Source organism: Bradyrhizobium sp. BR 10261, from assembly GCF_019455395.1.
GTDB classification, from domain to species: Bacteria; Pseudomonadota; Alphaproteobacteria; order Rhizobiales; family Xanthobacteraceae; genus Bradyrhizobium; species Bradyrhizobium manausense.
The window spans coordinates 1-26,457 of sequence record NZ_JACOFQ010000044.1 but is presented as its reverse complement, the minus strand read 5'-3'; the positions used below and the strand labels follow the sequence as shown (position 1 = coordinate 26,457).

Genomic DNA, 26,457 nt, shown 5'->3' with positions numbered 1-26,457 from the left:
CATATGGTCGTCGCATCCTGTACCCATCTGGGACGGACGGTTGACCTTCAGGCTTGAGCGGTATTGGTAGGACGGATGAACATCGCCACGACACGAGGGACGACCAGCCGCGCGATGTCCCTCCCGAACATCCTGACCTATGGCCGGATCGCCGCGATCCCGGTCGTGGTCGGATGCATCTATGCGCAGTCGATCATGGACTATCCGTTGTGGCTGCGCTGGGTCGCGGTCGCGATCTTCATCGGCGCGGCGGTCACGGATTATCTCGACGGCTATTACGCCCGCATCTGGAATCAGCAATCGGCGTTCGGCCGGATGCTGGACCCGATCGCCGACAAGCTGCTGGTCGCCTCGTGCCTCCTGATGCTGGCCGCCGACGGCATCATCCATGGCTGGTCGCTGTGGGCTGCCATCGTGATCCTGTGCCGCGAGATCCTGGTCTCGGGCTTGCGTGAATATCTGGCGGCGCTGCGCGTCAGCGTGCCCGTGACCAAGCTCGCCAAGTGGAAGACGACTGTACAGCTCGTCGCCATCGGCTTCCTGCTCGCCGGTCCCGCCGGCGACGAGGTCGTCCCCGTGGTCTCGCTGATCGGCCTCGGCCTGCTGTGGGCCTCGGCGATCCTGACCATGTACACCGGCTACGATTATTTCCGCGCCGGCATCCACCACCTCATCAAGGAGGATGAGGGATGAAGGTGAAGTATTTCGCCTGGGTGCGCGAGCGCGTCGGCAAAGCCGAGGAGACGATCGACCCGCCCGCGACCGTACGCACCGTCGAGGAGCTGATCGCCTGGCTGTCCGCTCAAAGCGAAGCCTACGCCTATGCCTTCGAGAAGCCGAAGGTGATCCGCACCGCGATCGACCACGCCCATGTCAAGGCGGACGCCGCCATTGCCGGTGCCCGCGAGATCGCGTTCTTTCCGCCGATGACCGGCGGCTAGGCCATGAGCTCCGCCGCCACCACCTGCCCCGTCGCCATCCGCATCCAGCAGGACGATTTCGACATTGCGCGCGAGATCGCGGTCCTGACCAAGAGCCGCACCGACATCGGCGCGGTCGTCAGTTTCTCCGGCATCTGCCGCGCCGACGAGGACAGCTCGAAGATCGCGGCACTGACGCTCGAACATTACCCCGGCATGGCTGAAGCAGAGATCAAGCGCCACGTCGACGAGGCCATCTCACGCTGGCCGCTGAATGGCGTCACGGTCATTCATCGGGTCGGGCGGTTCGAGCCCGGCCAGAACATCGTGCTGGTGCTCACCGCCTCCCAACACCGAAGGGCGGCGTTCGAAGCCGCCGAGTTCCTGATGGACTATCTCAAGACCAGCGCCCCGTTCTGGAAGAAGGAAGAGAGCGCCACCGGCACCGGCTGGGTCGAGGCCCACGCCCGTGACGACGAGGCCGCTGCACGCTGGACCAAATCCTGATGGCGAAAGTTGCGAAAAAGACCGCGCGCGGCCGCGCCGCGCCGAAGCTTGCGAAAGTGGGGCCCGGCGAGCTTCTCACTCTGCTCGACTTCGTGCGCTATGCGGTGAGCCGCTTTGTCGAAGCCAAGCTCGCTTTTGCCCATGGCACGACCGATCCGGTCGCCGAGGCCGCCTTCCTGGTCTGCGAAGCCCTGCATCTGCATCCCGACCAGTTCGAGAGCTTTGCCCATGCGCGCGTCACCGCGGCGGAAGGCAAGACCCTGCTCGATCTGATCCATCGGCGCGTCACGACGCGCAAACCGGCCGCCTATCTCGTCAACAAGATCTACATGCGCGGCCTGCCCTTCTATGTCGACGAGCGCGTCATCGTTCCGCGCTCCTTTATCGGCGAGCTCTTGGATTCGCATTTCGGCGGCGACGGCGAGGTGGGCTCACTCATCGACGATCCCGCCGCCGTCGAGCGCGTGCTCGATCTCTGCACCGGTTCGGGATGCCTTGCGATCCTCGCCGCGTATCATTTCCCTCATGCCACGGTCGACGCAGTCGACATCTCCAAGGGCGCGCTTGAAGTCGCCGCACGCAATGTCGGCGACCATGGCCTCGATGAGCGGATCACGCTCCACCGCGGCGATCTGTTCGCGCCGCTCGGGGATAACAAATACGACCTGATCATTACCAACCCGCCCTACGTCGATGCCGAAGGCATGGCGGCATTGCCGCCGGAATGCCGGGCCGAGCCGAAGCTCGCCTTCGACGGCGGCGCCGACGGTCTTGATGTGGTCCGCCGCATCCTGCGCGATGCGCCGGATCATTTGACGGGCGATGGCGGCTTGATCTGCGAGATCGGCCGCGGCCGCGAGCTGGTCGACGAGGCCTTTCCGGAACTGCCCCTGCTCTGGCTCGATACCGAGGATTCCGAGGGCGAGGTGTTCTGGATCGCGGCCGCCGATCTCGGCTGATCCAACGCGCGCAACGGAACAAGTCAAATTCCGCCACGTTCATTCCCCGACGAACTTCTCGCTCTCGGAGGGTGTCCGCATGCTCGCGCCATCGGGTGAATTGCTGCGCGCCGGCATGGCGCTGAAACTCAACCATCTCAAGCGCGCCGCGCGGTCCTACCTGCGTGATCGCGCCAGCCAGACTACCGGACGGGTGACGTCCTATGCGGTTGCGGCGGCATTGTTCGCGGTGGCCGGCCTATTCGTGATCGCCACCTTCTTCGTCGGCCTGGTCGCGCTGTATCGCTGGGTCGGCATCACCTACGGGCAATTCTGGGGCTTTGCTGCCGTCGCAGCGGTGCTGCTGGTGCTGGCAGCAATCTGCGCCGGGGTGGCGATGGCGCAATTGAACCGCCGGACCAAGCCGATCGTGCCGCTCGCCAGCCGGATGCGCGTGGCGATTGCGACGCCACGGATCCCGCGCGGAACGATCAAGCAGGCGGTGAAGGAAGTGGCGACGACGATACCGCTGGCGCCGCTCGCACCGGGCGAACACGGCCATGAGAGCAATGATTCTTCGGCTCGCACCATCAGGCCCGTGCAGCTTGGCCTGATGCTTGCGGCCCTCACTTTGGTCGGCTTCACCGCGGCGCGCCGGCGGCGCCCCGCGCGCAGACAGGATGCATGATGCCGGCGCGGCAGACCGAGCAGCTCGACAGCTGGCTGCTGGTGGCCGCCACAGCCGTGTTCGTGCTGACCGCAGAGCGCTATTTTCAGGAGTCCGGGTTCATCCGCCGGGGACCACCCCAAGATCGTCGCAACAACGAGGCGAATTCACCGGAAACGAATCCGGCAAGCGCGGCCATGCAGCCCGGCCGTGGCCGCAGCTCGACCAGCCCTTTCAAAATCCCCTGGGCCGGCTGGAAGGACATTTTCTGGCGCACCTATCAGCGCATCGACGACGATCGTCTGCTGGCGACCGCCGGCGGCGTGGTGTTCTTCGGACTGCTCGCGATCTTTCCCGCGGTGACCGCGCTGGTCTCCTCCTACGGACTGCTCGCCGATCCCTCGACCATCAGCGGCAATCTCCAGACGCTCGCGACGATGCTGCCGGAGGGATCGTTCCAGATCGTCGCGGACCAGGTCGCGCGCGTGGTCTCCAAGGGCAATACGGCGCTCGGCGCCACCTTCCTGTTCGGCCTCGTGCTGGCGATCTGGAGCGCCAATGCCGGGGTCAAATCCATCTTCGACGCCCTCAATGTCGCCTATGAGGAACGCGAGAAGCGCAGCTTCATCAAGCTTAATCTGGTGTCGCTGGCCTTCACGGTCGGCGGCATCGTGGCGCTCTTGCTGATGGTGGCCGCTGTCGTCGCCTTCCCGCTCGCGCTCGATCATCTCGGCCTTGCACCGGAGAGCAAGTTGATCGTGGCGCTGGCGCGATGGCCGCTGCTGTTTCTCATCCTCCTGGTGGCGCTCGCCATCCTCTACCGCTTCGCGCCGAGCCGCGACGCGGCGCGCTGGGAGTGGCTGAGCATCGGCGCGGTCACGGCCGCCCTGCTCTGGATCGCGGGCTCCGCGCTGCTGTCCTGGTATCTGTCGGCCTTCGCCAATTACAACGCGACGTACGGTTCGCTTGGAGCTGCGATCGGCCTGATGATGTGGATGTGGATGTCGGCAATCGTCATCATGTTCGGTGCCGAGCTGAACTCGGAGATCGAACGGCAAACCCTGCGCGATACGACGACCGGGCGGCCCAAGCCGCTCGGCAGCCGCGAGGCGGTCTCGGCCGATACAGTCGGCGCCGCCGCACAGTCCTGACGAACACCCGCACGCCTGCGCAGTGCTATCCCCTCGAATCAACAATGATGTTAAGGTCATGCACGCTTGGGGGAGCATGAGGCGCGACGGGTGCGTATGGCAGCCCGTGTTTTCCCGGGTGAGGCAGGCAGCTCTTGAGGCGTAACGCGCGGCATGATTCGCATTTCGACGATCTTCATCGCCATCTGCATGGTCCTGGTCGCGGCATCGCTCGGGCTCGTGCTCTACTCGGTCGCCGGCATCAACGGAACCGAATCGGCAATCGTGGCGCTGACCGCGCTGACCTTCCTGATCCTCTACAACGCGGTGTCGATGCGGCTGCGCGACCGCAGCGACGTCGGCGGCCAGATCGCCGACTTGTCGCGCGGCACCGCCGACCTCGCCCGCCAGGTGGCCGAGTTCGGGCGGCGGCTCGCCGCGATGGAGGGCCGCATCGCCTCGTCCAACTCGACCAATTCCGATCGGGTCCAGTCGGTGGTCGGCGAGATCAACGAGCTCGGCGGGCTGGTCCGGCAGCTTGCTGCCACGGTGTCGACCCATGAGGACCTGCTGGCCGGTCATGCGCCGGCCCCTGCTCCGGTCGCAAGGCCGGCGGTGGAAGCACCGATCGACCTGATTGCGCCCTTTGATGAGCGGCCGGCCGCTCCTCCGCCGGTCCCTACCGCACCGCCGCGGCCGACGCCGCCGGCTGTCCCGCCCCAGACCGCCAGCGCCGTTCATGCCGTCAACGGCCGCAATCAGACCCAGATGCTGGCGACGTTGCGCGGCGCCATCGACGAGAACCGCATCGACATCTTCCTGCAACCGATGGTGACGCTGCCGCAGCGCAAGGTCCGGTTCTACGAAGCCGTGACCCGGCTGCGCGACGAGCGCGATCAGCTGATTGCCGCCGAGGAGTTCATCAGCCTCGCCGAGGCCTCCGGGTTGATCGGGCGGATCGACAACATGGTGTTGCTGCGCTGTGTCCAGGTGCTGCGCCGGCTGATGGTGCGCAACAAGGATGTCGGCGTGTTCTGCAACGTCGCGGCTTCGACGCTCGGCAATTCCACCACCTTTGCGCAATGCCTCGATTTCCTCGAGGCCAATCGCGCGCTGGCGTCGTCGCTGGTGCTGGAGTTCAAGCAATCGACCTTCCGCGCGCTTGGTCCGGCCGAGACGGAGAATCTGGCGGCGCTGGCGCAGCGCGGCTTCCGCTTCTCGATCGACCATGTCACGGACCTCAGGATCGAGCCGCGCGAGCTTGCCGACCGCGGCGTCCGCTTCATCAAGGTTCCGGCGTCACTCCTGCTCGACCCGAAGCAGGCCTCGACTTCGGACATTCACCCCTCCGACCTGTCCGACCTGCTCGGCCGCTTCGGGATCGATTTGATCGCGGAGCGGATCGAGGGCGAGCGCGCAGTGGTCGACCTGCTCGACTATGATGTGCGGTTCGGCCAGGGCTTTTTGTTCGCGCCGCCCCGGCCATTGCGGCCTGAGGGGGCATCTGCTACCGGCGGGACCTCGCCGAACCAAGCGCAAGACATTCAGGGATCCAATGGCCCCGGTACCTCAAGCCCAGGCACGACGTCAGGCGCAGTATCAGCTGCGCCGCCTGTCGCCCCGTCGCAGCGCATCACCGGCAACGCGGCGCTCGCGCGCCGCATCTGATCGGCCGCGCGCGTCATGACCACGCTGCATTTTGCCCAAAGCCTGCGCGAGCTCGTAAGTGGAGTGGATGTCGTGCTCAGCGACATCTGGGGCGTGGTCCATAACGGCCTGGAATCCTTCCCCGAGGCCTGCGAGGCGCTGCACACTTATCGCAGCCATGGCGGTACGGTGATCCTGATCACCAACGCACCGCGCCCGGCCGATTCCGTGCAGCGGCAATTGCGCAAGCTCGGCGTCGCCGACGAAACCTACGACGCCATCGTTTCCTCCGGCGATTTGACGCGGCTCTATGTCGCCGAGCATCCCGGCCGCAAGATGTTCTGGCTCGGCCCCGAGCGCGACAATTCGATCTATCGCGGCCTCGATGCGACGACTGCGCCGCTGGAAGAGGCCGACTACATCGTCTGCACCGGCCTCTATGACGACGAGACCGAGACCGCAGAAGATTATCGCGGCATGATGCTGACAGCGCGCGAACGCAAGCTGACGCTGGTCTGCGCCAACCCCGATATCGTGGTCGAGCGCGGCGACCGGCTGATCTATTGCGCCGGCGCCATTGCCGAGCTGTACCGCGAGCTCGGCGGCGAAGTGATCTTCTACGGCAAGCCACACCGGCCGATCTATGAGCGCGCGATGGCGCTGGCCGGCGAACGCCAGGGCCACCCGATCGACCGCAAAAAGGTGCTGGCGATCGGCGATTCCGTCCGGACTGACCTCACCGGCGCGCGCGAATTCGGCATCGATTGCCTGTTCGTCACCCGCGGCATCCATGCCGAGGAATTCGAGGGCCTCGACCAGCTCGATCCGAAGTCGGTGCTGGAATTGTTCGGCCACCCGCCGAAGGCGCTGATGCACGAATTGAAGTGGTAGGAACTATCGTGCCCCGGACGCAGCGCGGAGCGCTGCAGGCCGGGGCCCAGAAGCTGCAGTGATGTCGTGGGATAGACTGGGTCCCGGCTCAGCGCCGCGTCACTGACGTGCCGCGCCTTGTCCGGGACACGATCGCGCTTACGCGCTCGCCATGTCCGGGAAGACCGCCTCGATCTTGGTCTTCAGCGTCGCCGCGTTGAACGGCTTGACGATGTAATTGTTCACGCCGGCCTTCTTGGCCGCGATCACGTTCTCGGTCTTCGATTCCGCCGTGATCATGATGAAGGGCGTGGTGGCGAGGTTGGGATCTGCGCGCACTTCGCGGAGTAGGTCGTAACCCGTCATAGGCTCCATGTTCCAGTCGGAGATCACGAGCCCGTACTTCTTGCCGCGCATCTTGTTCAGCGCCGCCGAGCCGTCGCTGGCATCATCGATATTATCGAAGCCAAGCTGCTTCAGCAGATTCCGGATGATACGGATCATGGTGCTATAGTCATCCACCACCAGAACCGGCATCGACAAATCAACCGCCATCTCGACTCCCCCAACGCATACCCAGGAATATTCAAATTCGGACCTGACAGGCGGGGCCCCCCAGTTCCATCTCCCAAGCAGTAGCATCAAGGCGTTAAACAGCGCGTTAACTGCGGCGGCCCACGAGCGATCGAAATCATGTCCGGTGCGGCAGCCGCCCCCCGCTTGACTTCATCGGCCGGGTCACGCCACGGTCGCGGCCGGTCCCGCCGGTTCGAGAATTCTCCTGATGGCCCCGCAATTTACCGTTATCCGCGATTCCACGCCGGATTCCGCCATCCTGAGGGGCGCGGTGGTCGCCATGGGCAATTTCGACGGGGTCCATCTCGGCCACCGGGCCGTCATTGCGGCGGCCCTGGAAATGGGCCGGGCGCATGGCCGCCCTGCCCTGGCGCTGACCTTCGAGCCGCATCCACGCCGGTTTTTCAGCCCCAACACCCCGCAATTCCGCCTGACGGACGAGCGCGCCAAGCTGCGGTTGTTGGCCGGGACCGGGCTCGCCGGCGCCGTGGTCATGACCTTCGACAAGGCGAGAGCCGGGACCAGTGCGCAAGATTTCATTCACCATGAGCTGATCGGGCGCCTTGGCGTCAGCGGCATTGCGGTCGGTTACGACTTCCATTTCGGCAAGGGGCGGGTCGGCTCGCCGAGCCTTTTGGTCAACGAGGCACCCCGCCTCGGCATCGAGGTCGACGTGCAGCCGCATGTCGATATCGACGAGCGGCCGGTTTCCTCCAGCGCCATCCGGATCGCACTCGCCGAGGGGCTGATCGACGAGGCCACCACCATGCTGGGCGCGCCCTGGTTCATCACCGGCGAGGTCATCCATGGCGAAAAGCGCGGCCGCGACCTCGGCTATCCCACCGCCAACATCCGGCTCGATGCCAATTGCGGCCTGAAGCACGGCATCTACGCCGTGCGGGTCGGCCGGGGATCCGAGCGGCTGGACGGGGTGGCGAGCTTCGGCCGCCGCCCGACCTTCGATAATGGCGCGCCGCTGCTGGAAATCTTCCTGTTCGACTTCAAGGGCGACCTTTACGGGCAGGCGCTGGACTGCGCCTTTGTCGGCTTCATCCGCGAGGAGCTGAAATTTGGCGATATCGACGCCCTGATCCGCCAGATGGACGAGGATTCCGCCCGGGCCCGCGCCATGCTGGCGGCCGCCCCGGACGCGTTTCCACGGCTCGGGACCGTCGATTGAGGGCCAAAACCGGCCCGCCGGACCTTTGCGCTTCTACCTTTTGCGCTTCCCTTGGCCCCCTGCTATGGAGAGCCCATGTTTGCGCGGCGCATCATAGGGATTAGCAGCCCGGCTTCCGCCTGAGCCTCAAGGCTCGGCGCAAGACCGGGATTTTGTCGTTTCACCCCGCGATTCCGCATCGCCATCCGTTCCCGCGCCATTCCGAGCCAGTCAGCCTCATGTCCGAAAAGCCGCAAAAGTCCGCAAAGTCCGAAGCCAAGGACTATTCGAAAACCCTGTTCCTGCCGCAGACCGAATTCCCGATGCGCGCCGGCCTGCCGCAGCGCGAGCCGGAGATCCTCAAGCGCTGGTACGAGATCGGCCTCTACGAGAAGCTGCGCGAGACCGCGAAGGGCCGCGACAAGTTCGTGCTGCATGACGGCCCGCCCTATGCCAACGGCAACATCCATATCGGCACGGCGCTGAACAAGATCCTCAAGGATCTCGTCACCAAGAGCCAGCAGATGCTCGGCTTCGATTCCAATTACGTGCCCGGCTGGGACTGCCACGGCCTGCCGATCGAGTGGAAGGTCGAAGAGGAGAACTATCGCAAGAAGGGCAAGCAGAAGCCCGACTTCCGCGACAGTGCCGCGATGATCGATTTCCGTAAAGAGTGCCGCGCGTATGCAACGCACTGGCTCAACGTGCAGCGCGAGGAGTTCAAGCGTCTCGGCGTGATCGGCGACTGGGCCCATCCCTACGCTACCATGAACTATCCGGCCGAAGCCCAGATCGCGCGCGAGCTGATGAAGTTCGCCGCCAACGGCACGCTCTATCGCGGCTCCAAGCCGGTGATGTGGAGCGTGGTCGAGAAGACCGCGCTCGCCGAGGCCGAGGTCGAGTACGAGGACTACACGAGCGACATGGTCTGGGTGAAATTCCCGGTGACCTCGCCGGCGCATGGCGCCCTGGCATCGGCCAGTGTCGTGATCTGGACCACCACGCCCTGGACCTTGCCCGGCAACCGCGCCATCTCGTTCTCGCCGAAGATCGCCTATGGCCTCTACAAGGTGACGGATGCGCCTGCGGACAATTGGGCCAAGACCGGCGATCTCCTGATCCTGGCCGACGCGCTCGCCGAGGAAGTGTTCAAGCAGGCGCGCGTGACCGCTTTCGAGAAGGTCCGCGATATCCCCGGCGACACCATGGACGCGATCGAATGCGCCCATCCGCTCAAGGGGCTAGGCGGCGGCTATGAATTCACCGTGCCTCTGCTCGCCGGCGACCACGTCACCGACGACACCGGCACCGGCTTCGTGCACACCGCGCCGAGCCACGGCCGCGAGGACTTCGACGTCTGGATGGCGAATACCCGCGAGCTCGACGCCCGCGGCATCAACAGCGCGATCCCCTACACCGTCGACGAGAACGGCGCCTATACCGACCAGGCGCCGGGCTTCACCGGCAAGCGGGTCATCAACGACAAGGGCGAGAAAGGCGACGCCAACGAGGCCGTGATCAAGGCGCTGATCGAGGGCGGCAAGCTGCTCGCGCGCGGCCGGCTCAAGCACCAATATCCGCATTCCTGGCGCTCGAAGAAGCCGGTGATCTTCCGCAACACGCCGCAATGGTTCATCGCGATGGACAAGGATATTGCGGGTGGCGGCAAGACCAAGCCCGGCGACACCCTGCGCGCCCGTGCGCTGCACGCGATCTCGGTGACGCAATGGGTGCCGCCGTCAGGCGAGAACCGCATCACCGGCATGATCGAGGCCCGCCCCGACTGGGTAATCTCGCGCCAGCGCGCCTGGGGCGTGCCGATCGCCGTATTCGTCCGCGAGAAGGGCGACGGCTCCGCCGAGATCCTCCAGGACGAGGCCGTCAACACCCGCATTGGCGATGCCTTCGAAAAGGAAGGCGCCGACGCCTGGTACGCGACGGGGGCGCGCGAGCGCTTCCTCGGACCGCGTGCCCATGAGGATTGGCAGAAGGTCGACGACATCCTCGACGTCTGGTTCGATTCCGGCTCGACCCACGCCTTCGTGCTGAAAGACCCCGTGCATTTCCCCGGCCTTGCCGGCATCAAGCGCAAGGTCGACGGCGGCACTGATACCGTGATGTATCTGGAAGGCTCGGACCAGCATCGCGGCTGGTTCCACTCCTCGCTGCTGGAGAGCTGCGGCACACGCGGCCGCGCGCCCTACGACATCGTGCTGACCCACGGCTTCACCCAGGCCGAGGACGGCCGCAAGATGTCGAAGTCGCTCGGCAACACCATCGAGCCGCAGGCCGTCATCAAGGAATCCGGCGCCGACATCCTGCGGCTCTGGGTCTCGTCCTGCGACTACACCGACGATCAGCGCATCGGGCCCGAGATCCTGAAGAACACGGTCGAGACCTACCGCAAGCTGCGCAACACCGTGCGCTGGATGCTCGGCACGCTGCATCACTACAAGCCCGCCGACGCCATCGCGCCCGCCGAGATGTCGGAGCTCGAGCGGCTGATGCTGCACGAGCTCGCGCTCCGCGCAGAATTGGTCCGCAAGGCCTATGAGACGTTCGACTACAAGAGCGTGGTCGCGACCTTGTCCGCCTTCATGAACAGCGAGCTGTCAGCGTTCTACTTCGATATCCGCAAGGACACGCTGTATTGCGATCCGCCGTCCTCGCTGACGCGCAAGGCGGCGCTGACCACGATCGACCTGCTGTGCAATTCGATCCTGAAATGGCTGGCGCCGATCCTGAGCTTCACCGCGGAAGAGGCCTGGCGCATGTACAGGCCGGATGCCGAACCGTCGGTGCATCTGACGCTGTTCCCGGAAGGCCTGGAACAGCTGCGCGACGACAAGCTCGCCGCGAAATGGGAAACCATCCGCAATGTCCGCCGCGTCGTCACCGGCGCGCTCGAGCTCGAACGCGCCGCCAAGAACATCGGCTCCTCGCTGGAGGCCTCGCCGGTGATCTATGTCGCCGACCGCGACATGCTGGCGACATTGTTCGACACCGATCTCGCCGAGATCTGCATCACCTCGAATTACGAGGTGCGCGAGGGCGAGGCGCCGGCCAATGCGTTCCGTCTCGATGCGGTGCCCGGCGTCGCGGTCGTGGTCGAGAAGGCCGTCGGCACCAAATGCGCCCGCTCCTGGAAGATCTCGCCCACGGTCGGCGAGGACGCTGAATATCCCGACGTCACCCCGCGCGACGCCAAGGCGCTGCGCGAATGGAAGGCGTTGGGCGCGAGCTTTTGATCCGGTCGATGACCCCGCTCCGCGCCGGCATCATCGCGGCCGTGGTGACACTCGTGGCCGATCAGGCCTCGAAGCTCTGGCTGCTGAACGGGTTTGACCTCGCCCGCAAGGGTGTGGTGAAGGTAACGCCGTTCTTCGACCTGGTGCTGGCCTGGAACATCGGGATCAGCTTCGGCTGGCTGCAGAACGACGGCCAGTCGGCGCAGATCGCGCTGATGGCGGTGAAGGTCGTGGCGGTGATTGCGCTGGCGATCTGGATGGCGCGGTCGCAGACCCGGCTCGCCACCGTCGCGCTGGGGCTGATCATCGGCGGCGCCATTGGCAATGGCATCGACCGTTTCGCCTATGGCGCAGTGGTCGATTTCGCCCTGTTCCACATCGAAATCGGCGGAAATACCTACAATTGGTACGTCTTCAACCTCGCTGACGTGGCCATCGTTGCTGGGGTGGCGGCCCTATTGTATGATTCCTTCCTTGGGGTACCCGCCGCAAAAGCGCCCTGATCCCGGCCGATACGGGCCGCAGGCGGAACCTTGCTTGGCGAGGCGTGGCCGCGCGAGACGCGGCAAGATTGCTACAATCAAGACTGCCACAATATGGAACAGGTACAGGTATGCGCAGCTTCGAGACCAGCGGTTCGATGGGTCGAGACTCCCGACGGGGACTTTGGCTGGCGCTGAAATTGTCAGCTGTCGCATTCGGCATCGGTCTCGTCATGGCGGCGGGCCCGGTCCGCGCCGGCGACGACGATGACGACGACGACATGACCTTCGAAGAGAAGCTCATCGACAATCTGATGTCGGGCCTCGGCGCCAAGAGCATGGAGAAAAAGGGCATCGAATACCGCGAACGGTCGCCGCTGGTGGTTCCGCCCAAGCTCGACCTGCCGCCGCCCGCCGGCACGGAAGCCAAGAATGCGCCGAACTGGCCGAAGGATCCCGACGAGAAGCGTCGCCAGGAGGCCATCGCCCAGCGGAAGAAGGTGAGCGGCACCAAGGCAAACGAGTTCTGGAAAATTGGCCAGCCGCTGTCGCCCGCCGAGTTAAACGCCCACAAATCGGGCCCCCAGCAGGCCAACAATGATCCGCCCCCGCCCGGCAGCAACCCGAACAGCCCGACCATGAGCCCGGCCGAGATGGGTTACACCGGCGGTCTGTGGAAATTGTTCAAGGGCAGCGGGCCCGAATCCAAGCAGTTTACGAGCGAGCCGCCGCGCCAATCGCTGGTTGAGCCGCCGCCCGGATATCAGACGCCCTCGCCGAGCTACGCCTATGGCTCCGGAGAGGACACGACGCGCAAGACCTATTTCGACGTCCGGGAAGGTAAGGAGAAGGTGCAGTAAGCTCCTTGTCCGTCGCCCGCAGGCGCGCACATGCCGCAATCGTCCGGTGTAGGCCGGATGCGGCAGATGACCTATTTTTAAGTACAACTCGACCGCGTTCTCTGCTTCGTGACCCGAAGCCCAAAGCCGCGCGGTGTAGCATGCCGTGCTTTCACGCCTGGACATCATTAGGATCCGGGCTTTCACAAGGATCGTGATGTCCTCACACCGATCGATTGCCTGCCTGTTCGCCGCGCTGCTCTCGACGTCTGCCCTCAACGTCGGCAGCGCATTCGCCCAGACGACGGTCACCTCGGCACCGCCCGCGAGCTTCACGCTTCCCAACGGCCTCCAGGTTGTGGTGATCCCGGATCACCGCACGCCCGTGGTCACCGAGATGATCTGGTACAAGGTCGGCTCGGCCGACGAGACGCCCGGCAAATCCGGTCTCGCCCACTTCCTCGAACATTTGATGTTCAAGGGCACGTCGAAGCATCCCGTCGGCGAATTCTCCCAGACCGTGCTCCGCGTCGGCGGCAACGAGAACGCCTCGACCTCGGTCGACTACACCAACTACTACCAGCGCGTGCCGAAAGAGCAGCTCCCGACCATGATGGAGTTCGAGGCCGATCGCATGACCGGGCTGGTGCTCAAGGACGAGAACGTGCTGCCCGAGCGCGATGTCGTGCTCGAAGAGTACAACATGCGCGTTGCCAACAGCCCCGACGCGCGCCTCAATGAACAGATCATGGCGGCGCTCTATCTCAACCATCCCTACGGCCGTCCGGTGATCGGCTGGCACCAGGAGATCGAGAAGCTCAATCGCGAGGACGCGCTGGCCTTCTATCGCCGGTTCTACGCGCCGAACAATGCGATCCTGGTCATCGCCGGCGATGTCGAGGCCGCCGAGGTGCGCCCGCTGGTCGAGCGCAATTTCGGTCCGATCCCGTCGCAACCGTCGATCCCTGCCCGTCGCATTCGTCCGCAGGAGCCGGAGCCCGCGGCGCCGCGCACCGTCACATTGTCCGACCCGCGCGTCGAGCAGCCGAGCCTGCGCCGCTATTATCTGGTGCCCTCGGCGACGACGGCCGCGGCTGGCGAAAGCGCTGCGCTCGACGTGCTCGCACAGCTGATGGGCGGCGGCAGCAACTCCTATCTCTACCGCGCGCTCGTCGTCGACAAGCCGCTCGCGGTCTCGGCCAGCGCCAGCTATTCCAGCATCTCGCTCGATCCGACCCAGTTCGCGATCTCGGCCTCGCCGAAATCAGGTGTAAGCTTTACCGAAGTCGAGCAGGCGATCGACCGCGTGATCGCCGACGTTGCGCAGAACCCGATCCGCGCCGAGGATCTCGAGCGGGTCAAGACCCAGCTCATTGCGGAAGCGATCTACGCTCAGGACAATCAGGCGGTGTTGGCGCGCTGGTATGGCGGCGCACTGACCACGGGCCTGTCGATCGAGGATATCCGAAGCTGGCCCGACCGCATCCGCGCCGTCACCGCCGAGCAGGTCCGTGAGGCTGCGCAAAAATGGATCGAGAAGAATCGCTCGGTGACCGGCTATCTGATCAAGGACACCAGCACCGCCGCCAAGCGCGAGGAGAAGCGTTCGTGATCTATCCTATCCTTCGCGCGCGCCACGTCGCGCTTTCCTTCGTCACCGGCGCTGCGCTCGCGCTCGCCGCGGTCTCGCCGTCGCAGGCGGCAGCAAAGATCCAGCACCTGGTGTCGCCGGGCGGCATCGAAGCATGGTTCGTCCAGGACGCGACCGTGCCGCTGATTGCCATGGAATATTCCTTTGCCGGCGGCTCGGCGCAGGATCCCAAGGACAAGCCCGGCGTCGCCAATCTGGTCGGCGACCTGCTCGACGAAGGCTCGGGCGATCTCGATTCCAAGACCTTCCATGAGCGGCTCGAACGCCGCGCCATCGAGCTCTCGTTCAGCGCCACCCGCGATACCTTCCGCGGCAGCCTGCGCATGCTGCGCGACAACAAGGACGAGGCCTTCGACCTGCTCCGGTCCGCGCTGACCTCGCCGCATTTCGATACGGCCGATGTCGAGCGCGTCCGCTCGCAGGTCGTCTCGGGCCTGCGCCGCGACACCACCAATCCGAGCTCGCTCGCGAGCCGCAAATTCCTGGAGATGACCTTCGGCGATCATCCCTATGGACGACAGACCAACGGCACGCTGGAGAGCGTGCCGACCATCACGGTCGCGGACATGAAGGATTATGTCGGCCGCATCCTCGCCCGGGACACGCTGAAGATCGCCGTGGTCGGCGACGTCGATCCGGCGACCTTGGGCAAACTGCTCGACCACACGTTTGGCAGCTTGCCTGCCAAAGCCACTCTGATGCCTGTTCCCGACGTCGAGGCTGCGAAGCCACCGCAGCGCGCCTTCGTGCCGCTGGACGTGCCGCAGACCGTGATCACCTTCGGCGGCCCCGGCGTGATGCGCAATGATCCGAATTTCATGGCGGCCTATGTCGTCAACCATATCCTCGGTGGCGGCGGCCTGTCCTCGCGGCTTTATCGCGAAGTCCGCGAGAAGCGCGGACTGGCTTATTCAGTGTTCGAATCGCTGCTGTGGATGGAACATTCGGGAATCTTCATCGGCAACACAGGCACCCGCGCCGACCGTGCCGGCGACACCATGGATGCCATCGAGAAAGAGGTCCGCCGTATCGCCGACGAGGGTCCGAGCCAGAAGGAGCTTGACGAGGCCAAGTCCTACCTCAAGGGCTCGCAGATGCTGGTGCTTGACACCTCCTCAAAGCTCGCGCAGGCGCTGTTGCAATATCAGCAGGACAAGCTGCCGATCGATTATATCGAGAAGCGCAACGCCATCGTCGATGCTGTGACCCTGGACGATGCCAAGGCCGCAGCCAAGCGGCTATGGAGCCAGGGGCTCCTGACGGTCATCGTCGGCCGCGCACCGCAGGCTGCTGCGCAGCCGGCGGCGGCGGGACCGGCGACGAAGTCGAACTGACGTCCGCTGATGTTTCCTGAAATGGCCGGGGCTCGTCCCGGCCATCTGCGTTTCCGCCATCCCACCATTGCCGAACATGGATGTTCCGCGATATGTCGGGGCATCACGAATGGTGCCATCATGCTGCGGATATCCCGCGATCTCGTCATCGACGAGGACGACATCGAGATCGGCTTTGTCCGCGCCTCCGGCCCGGGCGGGCAGAACGTCAACAAGGTCTCGACCTCGGCGCAACTGCGCTTCGACACGCGCAAGCTGACCATCCCGGAGGATGCGATGATCCGGCTCGCCCGCATCGCCGGCCAGCGCATGACCAAGGACGGCGTGATCGTGATTCACGCCCAGCGCTTTCGCACCCAGGAGCGTAACCGGCAGGACGCCATCGACCGGCTCGTCGAGATCCTCACCGAGGCCATGGTCCGGCCGACGCCGCGCCGCGCGACGCGGCCGACCTTTGCTTCCAAGCAGCGGCGCCTCGACGGCAAGAAGCGCCGCAGCGACGTCAAGGCCGGCCGCGGCGGCCGCTTCGACGATTGATCGAAAAAACCTCCGGCCGACACGCGACCGGAGGTCCGTTCACTCAGATCTCGCGCGTCAGTAGCGCTTGCCGTTGGTGGTTGCCCCGCCCGCAGCCGAGCCGTCGGTTGCGCTCTTGTGCGCGGCACTTCCTGTCGTCCCGACCGTGCTCTTGGTGCTCCTGGCCGGCTTCATGCCTGTCTGGCTCGCACCGCCCGACTGTGCTTCCAGCTCCTCCTCGCTGTTGCCTGCGACGCCGCCCTGCGTCGTCTTGCCTTGCGCGCCGCCTCGCAACTTGCTGTCCGATGACATTCCTTGCGCCAGGACGGGGCCCGCAAGCAGAGCGGAAAGTGCGCAAGCGATCACTGAGGTCTTCACCAACTTCATCCATGTCTCCTGGATTTTATTCGCGATGAGCGGTTCGGCCGTTCCCCACGCCGTTCGTCTGGACCGGACCGCGCCATCGCGCAAAGAGCTGAACGGCGCGTTCGCGATGCAATCCCGACCGTGTGGTCATCGTTTAGGGATTTCGCGGCGCTTTCGCGGAATCGTGCTCCTCATATGCGGCGGCAAGGAACACGCGCGTGCGGAAAATCCAGGTCTGATATGTGGGTAGCGGGACTTATCCCATGCATTTGCGTTCCGGCGGGGATAAACTGCGCCGTCATTGAGCGAATCCATGCCCGTCCGCCAGCTTCCAGAACAGGTCGTCAACCGCATCGCCGCCGGCGAGGTGGTCGAGCGCCCGGCGAGCGTGGTCAAGGAGCTCGTCGAGAACGCCATCGATGCCGGCGCGAGCCGGATCGACGTCTTCAGCGATGGCGGCGGCCGACGGCGGATCGGCATTACCGACGACGGCAGCGGCATGACCGCGAAGGACCTCGCGCTCGCGGTCGAGCGCCATGCGACCTCCAAGCTCGACGACGAGGATCTGCTCCAGATCCGCACGCTCGGGTTCCGTGGCGAGGCACTGCCTTCGATCGGCTCGGTGGCGCGGCTCTCGATCACGACGCGGCATGCCAGCGAGCCGCATGCCTGGGCGCTCACTGTCGAGGGCGGCGAGAAGTCCGAGATCATGCCGGCCGCGCTCGCGCACGGCACCCGCGTCGAGGTCAACGACCTCTTCTACGCGACGCCGGCGCGGCTGAAATTCCTGAAGACCGATCGTACCGAAGCCGAAGCGATCCGCGAGGTGGTGCGACGCCTCGCGATGGCACGGCCTGACGTCGCGTTCACCCTCGCGGGCGAAGAGCGCGTGCCTGTCACCTGGGCCGCCGCGCTGCCCGGCGCGGCCGGACGGCTGACGCGGCTTGGCGACATCCTGGGCGCTGAGTTCCGCAGCCATGCCTTCGAGGTCCATGCCGAGCGCGACGGCGTCGTCGTCGCCGGCTATGCCGCGGCCCCCGCGCTGACCAAGGCCAATGCGCTCGGACAATATCTGTTCGTCAACGGCCGGCCGGTGCGCGACAAGCTGATCCTGGGAGCGGTGCGCGGCGCCTATGCCGATTATCTGCCGCGCGACCGCCATCCGGTGCTGGCGCTGTTCGTGACGCTCGACCCGCGCGAGGTCGACGCCAATGTGCATCCGGCCAAGACCGAGGTGCGCTTCCGCAATGCCGGCCTCGTGCGTGCGCTGATCGTGCACGGACTGAAGGAGGGTCTCGCGCGCGAAGGACGCCGCACCGCGGCCAATAGCGGCGAGAGCGCCTTGTCCTCGTTCCGTCCCGCCTTCACGCCGCCACGACCGGCAAGCTGGGACTGGCGGGCTTCGCCGTCTGCACCGGTTGCTTCGACGCCGACATTCGACGGCTCCGCCGCGCCCGCTTTTGCCGAGCGCGCGCAGGCTGCGTTCGATGTCGGTGCGCCGAGCGCTGATGTGCGGTTCGACCCACAGCCTGTTGCCGATCTCGTCGACCGCCCGCTCGGCGCGGCGCGCACGCAGCTGCATGAGACATACATCGTGTCGCAGACCCGCGACGGCCTGATCATCGTGGACCAGCACGCCGCGCATGAGCGGATCGTCTACGAGCGCCTCAAGGCGTCACTCGCCGAGAACGGCGTGCAGAGGCAGATCCTGTTGATCCCCGAAATCGTCGAGATGGACGAGGCCACGGTCGAGCGGCTGCTCGAGCGCAGCGAGGAGCTTGCTTCCTTCGGTCTCGCGATCGAATCCTTCGGCCCCGGCGCGGTCGCGGTGCGCGAGACGCCCTCGCTGCTCGGCAAGACCAATGCGGGCGGCCTCTTGCGCGATCTCTCCGAGCACATGGCCGAGTGGGACGAGGCGCTGCCGCTCGAACGCCGCCTGATGCACGTCGCCGCTACCATGGCCTGCCACGGCTCGGTCCGCGCCGGCCGCCGCTTGCGGCCCGAGGAGATGAACGCACTGCTCCGCGAGATGGAGGAGACGCCGAACTCCGGCCAGTGCAACCACGGCCGGCCGACATACGTGGAGCTGAAGCTTGCAGATGTGGAGAAGCTGTTCGGGCGGCGATAGGCCGACGGTCTCGTAGGGTGGGCAAAGGCGCAACGCGCCGTGCCCACCATCTTTCCGTGATCGAGATAGGTGGTGGGCACGCTTCGCTTTGCCCATTCTACGGCAGTGTCGTAGGGTGGATTAGCCGAAGGCGTAATCCACCGCTTCTGTCTCGGCGGAGAGAGATAGTGGCGGATTACGCTGCGCTAATCCGCCCTACGCAGAAACACGAACTCCGTGTCGTCATACGCCCGCCGCTCCAGCTCTTCAAAACCCTCCGGCGTCGCGAACTGCGCGGCCTTCGCCTCCTCCACCACCAGCAGCGCGCCAGGCGTCAGCCAGCCACCATCGCGCAAGCTCACGAGTGCCTTCTCCGCAAAGCCCTTGCCGTAGGGCGGGTCGAGAAACACCAGTGAGAACGGCTCGACGGGATGCGCGGGGCCGAGGTCGGTCGCATCGCGGCGATAGACTTTGGTGACACCACCAAGGCCGAGCGACTCGACGTTGTTGCGCAGCAGCGCCCGCGCCTCCGCGCCATTGTCCACGAACAGCGTGAACTTCGCACCGCGCGAGGACGCCTCGATGCCGAGCGCTCCGGTGCCGGCGAAGAGGTCGAGCACGCGCGCGTCGGGAATCGGATCGTCATAGGCGTGCACGAGGATGTTGAACACGGACTCGCGCAAGCGATCCGCCGTGGGACGGATGTCGCGCGAAGACGGTGAAGCGAGATTGCGCCCCTTCAAGCGACCCCCGACGACACGCAAGCTAGTCCTCCCGCGGCGTCAGATCGCGCTTGCCGTGATAACCGCGCTTGGGACGGCGCGGCGGGCCGTAGCCGTTCGCCTCTTCCTCGTTGCGCTCGCGCGCCTCCTCGCTGCCGGTGCGCTGCACCAGCACGCGGCGGCCCTTGCGGTCGGCGATCACGGCGCGCTTGGACGTCTTGGGACCGGATGCATCACCGTCGGCAGGTTTCTTCGGTACGTCGAACTGCGCCCCCGACTTCTCGATCACCTTGTCGCCGAGCTGCTCGCGCAATACGCGCGCGCGGACTTCCTCGACCTGGCCCTCGGGCACTTCGCCGAGCTGGAACGGGCCGTAGGACACGCGGATCAGACGGTTCACCTCGAGCCCGAGATGGGCGCAGACATTGCGCACCTCGCGGTTCTTGCCTTCGCGGATCGCGAACACCAGCCAGACATTGGCGCCCTGGTCGCGCTCCAGCGTCGCCTCGATCGGACCGTATTTCACGCCGTCGACCTCGATGCCGTTCTTGAGCTGGTCGAGCTGCGCCTGGGTGATGTCGCCATGGGCGCGAACGCGGTAGCGCCGCAGCCAGCCGGTGTCGGGCAGCTCGAGCGTGCGCGCGAGACCACCGTCATTGGTGAGCAGCAGCAGACCCTCGGTGTTGAAATCGAGCCGGCCGACCGAGATCAGGCGCGGCAACCCTTCGGGCAGATTGTCGAACACGGTCGGACGGCCCTCGGGGTCGTCATGCGTCGTCATCAGCCCGCGCGGCTTGTGATAGAGGAACAGCCGCGTGCGCTCGCGCTCCGGCAAGGGCTTGCCGTCTACCAGAACGACGTCGTTCTTGGTGATGTCGAGCGCCGGCGAGTTGATGACGCGGCCGTTGACGGTGACGCGTCCCTGCGTGACCATCTCCTCGGCATCGCGGCGCGAGGCGAGACCCGCACGTGCCAGCGCCTTGGCGATCCGCTCGCCGGCCTTCTTGGGCTTCGGGGCCTCTTCGCGGCGCGGACGCCCTTCGAAATCACGCTCGCGCTCGCGATAGGCGCCGCGGCCGCCGAAGGCCGGACGCTTCTCGAAGATGCGGCCGTCGTCCTCGTTGTCGCGGCGCGGACGGTCGCGGAAGCGGCCTTCGCTGCGCGGATGCTCCTGCCAGTCCATGCGGCCTTCCGGCCGCTCGCGCGGACGATCGAATTTCGGACGCTCTCGGAACGGACGGTCACCCGACCCACGATCGTCGCGCGAGCGCGCGATGCGCGGACGGTCCTCGCCGCGGCCGCTGTCGCGACGATCATCGCGCTGACGCCAGGGTTTTTCCTCGCTGCGATCGCGGCCGCCGAAATCCCTATCGAAGGACTTGCGCGGACGGTCGCCACGTGGGCGATCGTCGCGCTTCTGCCACGGCTTTGAATCGCTGCGCTCGCCGCGGTCGCGCGAAAACTTCCGCTCGCCGTCGAACTTGCGTTCCGGACGATCGCCACGCGGGCGCTTGTCGCCGAACTTCTTGTCGCCGAAGCGACCGGCGGGACGCGCATCGTCGCGATCGCGGCTGCGCGGCGGACGGTCGTCGCGGCCATAGGACGGACGATCTCCGCGCGGCTTGAAGGAGCGCTTCTCGCCATCGCGCGATCCACGATCGGAGAAGGGGCGGTCGCCACGCGGCTTGAAGCTGCGCTCGCCGCGGCCCTCACTGCTGCGATCGTCGCGCCTGAAGCGGGGACGGTCGGAAAAATCGCGGCGCGGGGCGTCGCCCTCCTCGCGGCGGCGGAAGGGGCGGCTGTCGCGGTCGCCGCGGGGCGGGCTTCTGTCGCGATCGCCTTTGCCTTCAAAGCCGCGCTTGGCGAATTTCTTCTCGGGGCCACGGGGCTTGCCGCTGCGGCCGCCTTTGGGCGGGCCTCGCCGGCCGCGGGAATCGTTGTCTTTGTCGCTGTCGCGAGGCATGAATGATCTCACTTACGGGGGTGGCCAGACGCATTATGCGCGCTCGTTTCGAGCCGCATGCTCAGGCAAATCAGGGTAAAGCACTTCTGCTGAAGGCGCAGCTACTAGCAGGTTTCTTCGGATGATACGAGGCTTGAAAGCCACCTCTTTCATGGATTTGGCGCTCAAAACGGCCGAAAATGCCGGAAAGGCGGGCGAAGTTCCTGTTGGCTGCGTGGTGGTCCGGAATTACGAGGTCATCGCCACCGCCGCCAACCGGACGCTGACCGATTACGACCCCACGGGCCACGCCGAGATCATTGCGCTGCGCGAGGCGGCGAAGAAGATCGGCAGCGAGCGGCTGGTCGACTGCGACCTCTACGTGACGCTGGAGCCCTGCACCATGTGTGCGGGCGCGATCTCCTTTGCAAGGGTCCGGCGGCTCTATTACGGCGCGGCCGACCCCAAGGGCGGCGCGGTGGAGTCAGGCGTGCGGTTCTTTGCCTCCCCGACCTGCCACCACGCCCCGGATGTCTATTCCGGGGTCGGCGAGAGCGAGGCGGCGCGGCTGCTCAAGGAGTTCTTTCGCGAGCGGCGTTAGGGGATACGCACTCCACTGTCATGCCCCGGCTCGACCGGGGCATCCAGCACGCCGCGGCCTGCCGGCTCAACCATATCCGTCACGGAGTACTGGATCGCCCGGTCGAGCCGGGCGATGACAGTTGCGGGTGTGGCGGGCAGCGACGCTAAGCCAAGAAGAAGTCCTGCAGCGCCTTGGCGGTCACGTCGGGGTTCTCCTCGGTGAGGAAGTGGCCGGAGTCGACCGGCATGCCGTCGACGTTGGTGGCCCATTGCTTCCAGATGTCGAGCGGGGTTGCGGCGGCCTGGGCGATCCCGGCGTTGCCCCACAGCGCCAGCATCGGCACGGTGATCTTCTTGCCCGCTTCGAAATCGGCCTTGTCCAAATCGTAGTCGATATAGGCGCCGGCGCGGTAGTCCTCGCACATCGCGTGAATGCGGGCGGGATCGCGGAACGGGGCGATGTAGTGCGCAAGCGCGCGCGGATCGATCGCATCCAGCGTCTTCGACTTGGTCTGGCTCGCCATCTTGAAGCGCAGGAAGAATTCGCCCTGCCCGGAGATCAGCGTCTCCGGCAGCGGGGCCGGCTGGGCCAGGAAGGTCCAGTGGTAGATCTTCAGCGCATAGGCGCGGTTCATCCGCTCCCAGTAATTATAGGTCGGCAGGATATCGAGCACGGCGAGCTTCGACAGCCGGCCGGGATGATCGAGCGCCAGCCGATATGACACGCGGCCGCCGCGGTCGTGGCCGGCCAGCGCGAAGTGGACGTGGCCGAGGCGCTCCATCATCTCGACCATCGCCTTGGCCATCGCGCGCTTGGAGTATGGCATGTGCAGCGCATCGCTCTCGGGCATGTCGGACCAGCCATAGCCAGGCAGGTCGGCGATGATCAGCGTGAACTGCTCGGCCAGCTCAGGCGCGACGCGGTGCCACATCACATGCGTCTCGGAGAAGCCGTGCAAGAGCAGCAGCGGCGGCCCCTTGCCACCGACGCGGGCGAAGATGCGGCCGAACGAGGTGTCGGTCCATTCGGAGGCGAAGCCGGGATAGAGGTCGGCGAGATCGGACATCTTCTGCATCCTTGTCTGGTCAGTCGCGGGGGCCCGACGAAGCAAAAGTCGAAAACAACCCCATGCACAGTAGCGGTATTATCAGCGGGGCGGCTAACCCCATCTGCTGATTGCGCATTTCTGCAATGTCGAGATGGGGCCCACAGCTCGAGATTCCGGATCGGCGCGCGTGGCGCGCGCCGTCCGGAATGACGCAAGGCTAGCTGCGCGCCTTCTCGGCTTCCACAGCCTGCCAGCCGATGTCGCGGCGGCAAAAGCCCTCCGGCCAGCGTATCAGGTCGACGGCCTGATAGGCGCGCGCCTGCGCCTCCGTCACGGTCGCGCCCAGCGCGCAGACATTGAGCACGCGGCCGCCATTGGCGAGGATGGCGCCGTCCTTCGCGACGGTGCCGGCGTGGAAGATCTCGACGGTGTCGACCTTGGCCGCGTCATCGAGCCCCTCGATCCGCGTGCCCTTCTGATAGTCGCCGGGATAGCCTTTTGCCGCCATCACCACCGTCAGTGCCGACTCCTTGTACCAGCGCAGGTCAAAATTCTTCAGCTGGCCGTCGCAGGCCGCAAGCAACGCCGGCACGATGTCGCTCATCATGCGCAGCATCAGCACCTGGCATTCAGGGTCGCCGAAGCGGACGTTGAACTCGAACAGCTTTGGGCCCTGCGTCGTCAGCATGATCCCGGCGTAAAGCACGCCGCGGAACGGCGTGCCGCGCTGCTTCATGCCTGCGACCGTCGGCAAGATGATTTTCGCCATGATCGCGTCGTGGATCGCCGGCGTCACCAAAGGCGTCGGCGAATAGGCGCCCATGCCGCCGGTGTTCGGGCCGACGTCGTGGTCGAACACGCGCTTGTGGTCCTGCGCCGAGGCGAGTGGAATCGCGGTCTCGCCGTCGCAGAGCGCGAAGAAGCTGATCTCGCGGCCCGCCAGAAATTCCTCGATCACGACTTCGGCACCGGCCTCGCCAAAGGCGCCCTCGAACATCATGGCGATGGCGTCCTCCGCCTCGCGCACGGTTTTGGCGACGACCACGCCCTTGCCGGCGGCAAGGCCGTCGGCCTTGACCACGATCGGCGCGCCCTGGCTCTGCACATAGGCGCGCGCGTCATCCGCGTTGGTGAAGCGCTGGTAGGCGCCGGTGGGAATGCCGAACTCGGTGCACAGCGCCTTGGTGAACCCCTTGGAGCTTTCGAGCTGGGCCGGGATCTTGTTCGGCCCGAACGCCTTGATGCCGATAGCTGTGAGATCATCGACGATGCCGGCCGCCAGCGGCGTCTCCGGGCCGACCACCACCAGCTCGACCGCGTTCTTTTTGCAGAAGTCGATCACGGCGGCATGGTCGGCGACATCGAGCGCCACGCATTCCGCCTCGCGCGCGATGCCGGCATTGCCGGGCGCGCACCAGAGTTTGGTCACCAGGGGAGAGGCTGCGATCTTCCACGCCAGAGCATGTTCGCGGCCGCCGGAACCAAGCAGGAGAATGTGCATCGAAGGCTCGGAAAATGAGGGGTTTTGCTGGGGCCGGAGGTCGCACGAATCGGGGTGAGGCTCAAGGGGGGTGGGGCGGACTCCCCCGGCATTCCGGGTCGCGGCGAAGCCGAGGGCCCATAGCCTCACCCAAGCCAGTAAAATATTTTCGGTCCAGGGCGGCTTGGGCGGATTGCCGCGTATAAATAATATATCATCAACAATAATAGGAATTATCAATGAACCAACCCGCCAAAACCGTCCTTGTGATCACTATCGCATCCGCGCTCACCGTTGGACCCGCAATTAACTACCCTCTTTTTAGCTCGGCAGAGATGTCGGTGTCCGCCGCCGCGATTGCGGCCAACTCGTCGGTGACAACCGCGACTTTCAATACGATTACGGACGAGCAAATTGAAATAGTCAGTCCAGTCCGCGACCAGAAAACACAATCCTGACGCGATGTACGGCAACGCCGATGCCGGATGAAGCGCTCAGGATCGTGATGCGGGGCTCCGAAAAGAAGACCGCGCGGCGATTGCCTCTTGACCTCGACCCGAGACATTCCCGAAAATCTGTACAGTCTCCACAGCGCCGAAGAGCTGCTGCGTCAGAAGGCACGCAGCATGGTCGCCGCCGATCCTCGGCTGCAGTTGCACCTCGCGGTGACAGAAGCGGCGATGGACTTGGCCGACAGCCTGCGCAAATTCGACACCCACGATGAAGACCTAAAGGTCGCCATGATCCTTGGCATGCGGACCTTCAACGCGTTCGGGGCAAGCATCAAGCTGTCGCTTTCTGGCTATCATCAAAACAGCGCACTCATTCTGCGCGACGTCATGGAAACAGCTTTTTTGCTCGACTTGTTCGCTGGCGAACGCCCGCTCATCGAGCGCTGGCGGTTCGCCGACAAGAAGGCGCGCATAAGGGAGTTCTCTCCGGTAAAAGTTCGGGAGGCGCTCGACGCCCGCGATGGCTTTACGTCGAAGAAGCGCGCTGAGATGTACGAACTCTTGTCTGAACTCGCGGGTCACCCCAACATGAAGTCGTCTTGGATGATGCGACCGCAAAAAGACGGCGAGGCAGTGATCGGCCCGTTCGTTGAGGCAACGGCGCTGGAAGCTGTCATCTCTGAAATAGGACGGCTCGCGGTGCAGGTCGGTGAGCAGCTCGACAAGTTCTTTCCTGCAAATTGGGGGCTGGAGACGCGCGTTGGCTTTGCCAAACTGAAGCGGTCATGGCTAGAGACGTTCTATCCGACCACGACGGCGGAGCCATAACGGCCGAGACCTTCAGGGCGCAACGGCGCGCGGCATCTCATCAAACGTGCGGCCCCGATAGTGCCTACCGGTGCTCTTTTTGCGAACGCCGCCCCACTGCTTGAAGAAAAAGGCCGTCTTCGCCTTGCGACATGCCGCCTCAATCTCCGCGACCCACTGCTCGGCCATCGGACGCGAACGCGGGCCGCTCTCGCCACCGACTATGGCCCATTGAATGCCGTTCAGATCGGCATCAGCCACCGAACCGAGTAAGGGTTCAAATGAGACAAACCTGACGGCAGCACGGACCTTGCGAAGTTCATCAATGCGACTGAGATAGTCTGTGCTCTCGACGCTCGTACCGAGCCATACGTTCGGCAGCACCGGCAATGATGCGGTGATGACGGCCATCCGATCCGGCCGCTTGGTCAGAATTTGATAGGTGTGCTGCGGCGTCGCCTGCATC

Annotated in this window: 26 protein-coding genes; 19 read left to right on the top strand and 7 right to left on the bottom strand. The window is 65.2% G+C overall.

Annotated elements, in window-relative coordinates:
• Positions 1-75 precede the first annotated feature (75 nt).
• The 8 genes from pgsA (at position 76) to HYH07_RS33405 (ending at position 6,700) form a co-directional block, all read left to right on the top strand.
• Complete coding sequence (gene pgsA / locus HYH07_RS33440; RefSeq protein WP_057741644.1) at positions 76-693, top strand: CDP-diacylglycerol--glycerol-3-phosphate 3-phosphatidyltransferase; 618 nt, start codon at positions 76-78, stop codon at positions 691-693.
• The gene (moaD, locus tag HYH07_RS33435) at positions 690-941 is read left to right on the top strand and encodes a molybdopterin converting factor subunit 1 (RefSeq protein ID WP_220006456.1); all 252 of its coding nucleotides are present in this window, start codon (positions 690-692) and stop codon (positions 939-941) included. The genes pgsA and moaD overlap by 4 nt, the downstream gene beginning before the upstream one ends.
• A gap of 3 nt (positions 942-944) precedes the next feature.
• Positions 945-1,427: a molybdenum cofactor biosynthesis protein MoaE gene (locus HYH07_RS33430; protein WP_057741652.1), complete on the top strand. Its 483-nt coding sequence runs from the start codon at positions 945-947 to the stop codon at positions 1,425-1,427.
• Positions 1,427-2,386 carry a 50S ribosomal protein L3 N(5)-glutamine methyltransferase gene (prmB, locus tag HYH07_RS33425; RefSeq protein ID WP_220006455.1) on the top strand — a complete coding sequence of 320 codons (960 nt, stop codon included), beginning with the start codon at positions 1,427-1,429 and terminating at the stop codon, positions 2,384-2,386. Before HYH07_RS33430 ends, prmB begins: the two co-directional genes overlap by 1 nt.
• Positions 2,387-2,465: 79 nt before the next feature.
• Positions 2,466-3,053 carry a phage holin family protein gene (locus HYH07_RS33420; protein ID WP_220006454.1) on the top strand — a complete coding sequence of 196 codons (588 nt, stop codon included), beginning with the start codon at positions 2,466-2,468 and terminating at the stop codon, positions 3,051-3,053.
• A complete protein-coding gene (locus HYH07_RS33415; RefSeq protein WP_220006475.1) occupies positions 3,053-4,183 on the top strand; it encodes a YihY/virulence factor BrkB family protein in 1,131 nt (376 codons plus the stop codon). The genes HYH07_RS33420 and HYH07_RS33415 overlap by 1 nt, the downstream gene beginning before the upstream one ends.
• Before the next feature lie 153 nt (positions 4,184-4,336).
• Entirely contained in the window at positions 4,337-5,830 is a 1,494-nt protein-coding gene (locus tag HYH07_RS33410; RefSeq protein ID WP_220006453.1) for an EAL domain-containing protein, read from the top strand.
• A 15-nt stretch (positions 5,831-5,845) separates the two neighbouring features.
• On the top strand, positions 5,846-6,700 hold the full coding sequence (locus tag HYH07_RS33405; RefSeq protein WP_220006452.1) for a TIGR01459 family HAD-type hydrolase: 855 nt from the start codon (positions 5,846-5,848) through the stop codon (positions 6,698-6,700).
• A gap of 138 nt (positions 6,701-6,838) precedes the next feature.
• Here the strand turns inward: HYH07_RS33405 and HYH07_RS33400 are convergent, their stop codons facing one another.
• Positions 6,839-7,234 carry a response regulator gene (locus tag HYH07_RS33400; RefSeq protein WP_027551917.1) on the bottom strand — a complete coding sequence of 132 codons (396 nt, stop codon included), beginning with the start codon at positions 7,232-7,234 and terminating at the stop codon, positions 6,839-6,841.
• 229 nt (positions 7,235-7,463) lie between these two features.
• Between HYH07_RS33400 and HYH07_RS33395 the strand changes: the two genes are divergently transcribed.
• From HYH07_RS33395 to arfB, 7 genes are all read left to right on the top strand, one after another.
• On the top strand, positions 7,464-8,435 hold the full coding sequence (locus HYH07_RS33395; RefSeq protein ID WP_220006451.1) for a bifunctional riboflavin kinase/FAD synthetase: 972 nt from the start codon (positions 7,464-7,466) through the stop codon (positions 8,433-8,435).
• A gap of 218 nt (positions 8,436-8,653) precedes the next feature.
• Complete coding sequence (gene ileS, locus HYH07_RS33390; protein WP_220006450.1) at positions 8,654-11,662, top strand: isoleucine--tRNA ligase; 3,009 nt, start codon at positions 8,654-8,656, stop codon at positions 11,660-11,662.
• An 8-nt stretch (positions 11,663-11,670) separates the two neighbouring features.
• Entirely contained in the window at positions 11,671-12,165 is a 495-nt protein-coding gene (gene lspA, locus HYH07_RS33385) for a signal peptidase II (RefSeq protein ID WP_220006449.1), read from the top strand.
• A 110-nt stretch (positions 12,166-12,275) separates the two neighbouring features.
• The gene (locus tag HYH07_RS33380) at positions 12,276-13,004 is read left to right on the top strand and encodes a hypothetical protein (RefSeq protein WP_220006448.1); all 729 of its coding nucleotides are present in this window, start codon (positions 12,276-12,278) and stop codon (positions 13,002-13,004) included.
• Positions 13,005-13,200: 196 nt separating this feature from the next.
• Positions 13,201-14,595: a pitrilysin family protein gene (locus tag HYH07_RS33375; RefSeq protein WP_220006447.1), complete on the top strand. Its 1,395-nt coding sequence runs from the start codon at positions 13,201-13,203 to the stop codon at positions 14,593-14,595.
• Positions 14,592-15,968, top strand: a complete 1,377-nt coding sequence (locus HYH07_RS33370; RefSeq protein ID WP_220006446.1) for a pitrilysin family protein — start codon at positions 14,592-14,594, stop codon at positions 15,966-15,968. Before HYH07_RS33375 ends, HYH07_RS33370 begins: the two co-directional genes overlap by 4 nt.
• Positions 15,969-16,088: 120 nt before the next feature.
• Positions 16,089-16,505, top strand: coding sequence for an alternative ribosome rescue aminoacyl-tRNA hydrolase ArfB (arfB, locus tag HYH07_RS33365; RefSeq protein WP_220006445.1), 417 nt, complete (start codon positions 16,089-16,091; stop codon positions 16,503-16,505).
• Between the two features lie 57 nt (positions 16,506-16,562).
• Here the strand turns inward: arfB and HYH07_RS33360 are convergent, their stop codons facing one another.
• Complete coding sequence (locus HYH07_RS33360) at positions 16,563-16,871, bottom strand: hypothetical protein (protein WP_220006444.1); 309 nt, start codon at positions 16,869-16,871, stop codon at positions 16,563-16,565.
• A gap of 292 nt (positions 16,872-17,163) precedes the next feature.
• Between HYH07_RS33360 and mutL the strand changes: the two genes are divergently transcribed.
• Entirely contained in the window at positions 17,164-18,978 is a 1,815-nt protein-coding gene (gene mutL, locus HYH07_RS33355) for a DNA mismatch repair endonuclease MutL (RefSeq protein ID WP_220006443.1), read from the top strand.
• A 185-nt stretch (positions 18,979-19,163) separates the two neighbouring features.
• Here mutL and rsmD read toward each other — a convergent pair whose 3' ends face one another.
• Positions 19,164-19,721 carry a 16S rRNA (guanine(966)-N(2))-methyltransferase RsmD gene (rsmD, locus tag HYH07_RS33350; RefSeq protein WP_220006442.1) on the bottom strand — a complete coding sequence of 186 codons (558 nt, stop codon included), beginning with the start codon at positions 19,719-19,721 and terminating at the stop codon, positions 19,164-19,166.
• A gap of 1 nt (position 19,722) precedes the next feature.
• Positions 19,723-21,642, bottom strand: coding sequence for a pseudouridine synthase (locus HYH07_RS33345; protein ID WP_220006441.1), 1,920 nt, complete (start codon positions 21,640-21,642; stop codon positions 19,723-19,725).
• Between the two features lie 121 nt (positions 21,643-21,763).
• Here HYH07_RS33345 and HYH07_RS33340 point away from each other — a divergent pair, with 121 nt between their 5' ends.
• A complete protein-coding gene (locus HYH07_RS33340) occupies positions 21,764-22,222 on the top strand; it encodes a nucleoside deaminase (protein ID WP_220006440.1) in 459 nt (152 codons plus the stop codon).
• 145 nt (positions 22,223-22,367) lie between these two features.
• Here HYH07_RS33340 and HYH07_RS33335 read toward each other — a convergent pair whose 3' ends face one another.
• Positions 22,368-23,270, bottom strand: a complete 903-nt coding sequence (locus HYH07_RS33335) for an alpha/beta fold hydrolase (RefSeq protein ID WP_220006439.1) — start codon at positions 23,268-23,270, stop codon at positions 22,368-22,370.
• 199 nt (positions 23,271-23,469) lie between these two features.
• Positions 23,470-24,753 carry a phosphoribosylamine--glycine ligase gene (gene purD, locus HYH07_RS33330; protein ID WP_220006438.1) on the bottom strand — a complete coding sequence of 428 codons (1,284 nt, stop codon included), beginning with the start codon at positions 24,751-24,753 and terminating at the stop codon, positions 23,470-23,472.
• 218 nt (positions 24,754-24,971) lie between these two features.
• Between purD and HYH07_RS33325 the strand changes: the two genes are divergently transcribed.
• Both HYH07_RS33325 and HYH07_RS33320 read left to right on the top strand, forming a co-directional pair.
• On the top strand, positions 24,972-25,190 hold the full coding sequence (locus HYH07_RS33325; RefSeq protein WP_220006437.1) for a hypothetical protein: 219 nt from the start codon (positions 24,972-24,974) through the stop codon (positions 25,188-25,190).
• A gap of 87 nt (positions 25,191-25,277) precedes the next feature.
• Positions 25,278-26,012: a hypothetical protein gene (locus HYH07_RS33320; RefSeq protein WP_220006436.1), complete on the top strand. Its 735-nt coding sequence runs from the start codon at positions 25,278-25,280 to the stop codon at positions 26,010-26,012.
• Between the two features lie 12 nt (positions 26,013-26,024).
• On the opposite strand, the gene HYH07_RS33315 is transcribed toward HYH07_RS33320, so the two are convergent.
• Positions 26,025-26,457, bottom strand: a 433-nt coding sequence (locus HYH07_RS33315; RefSeq protein WP_220006435.1) for a DUF5131 family protein, incomplete at its 5' end; no start/stop codon positions are given.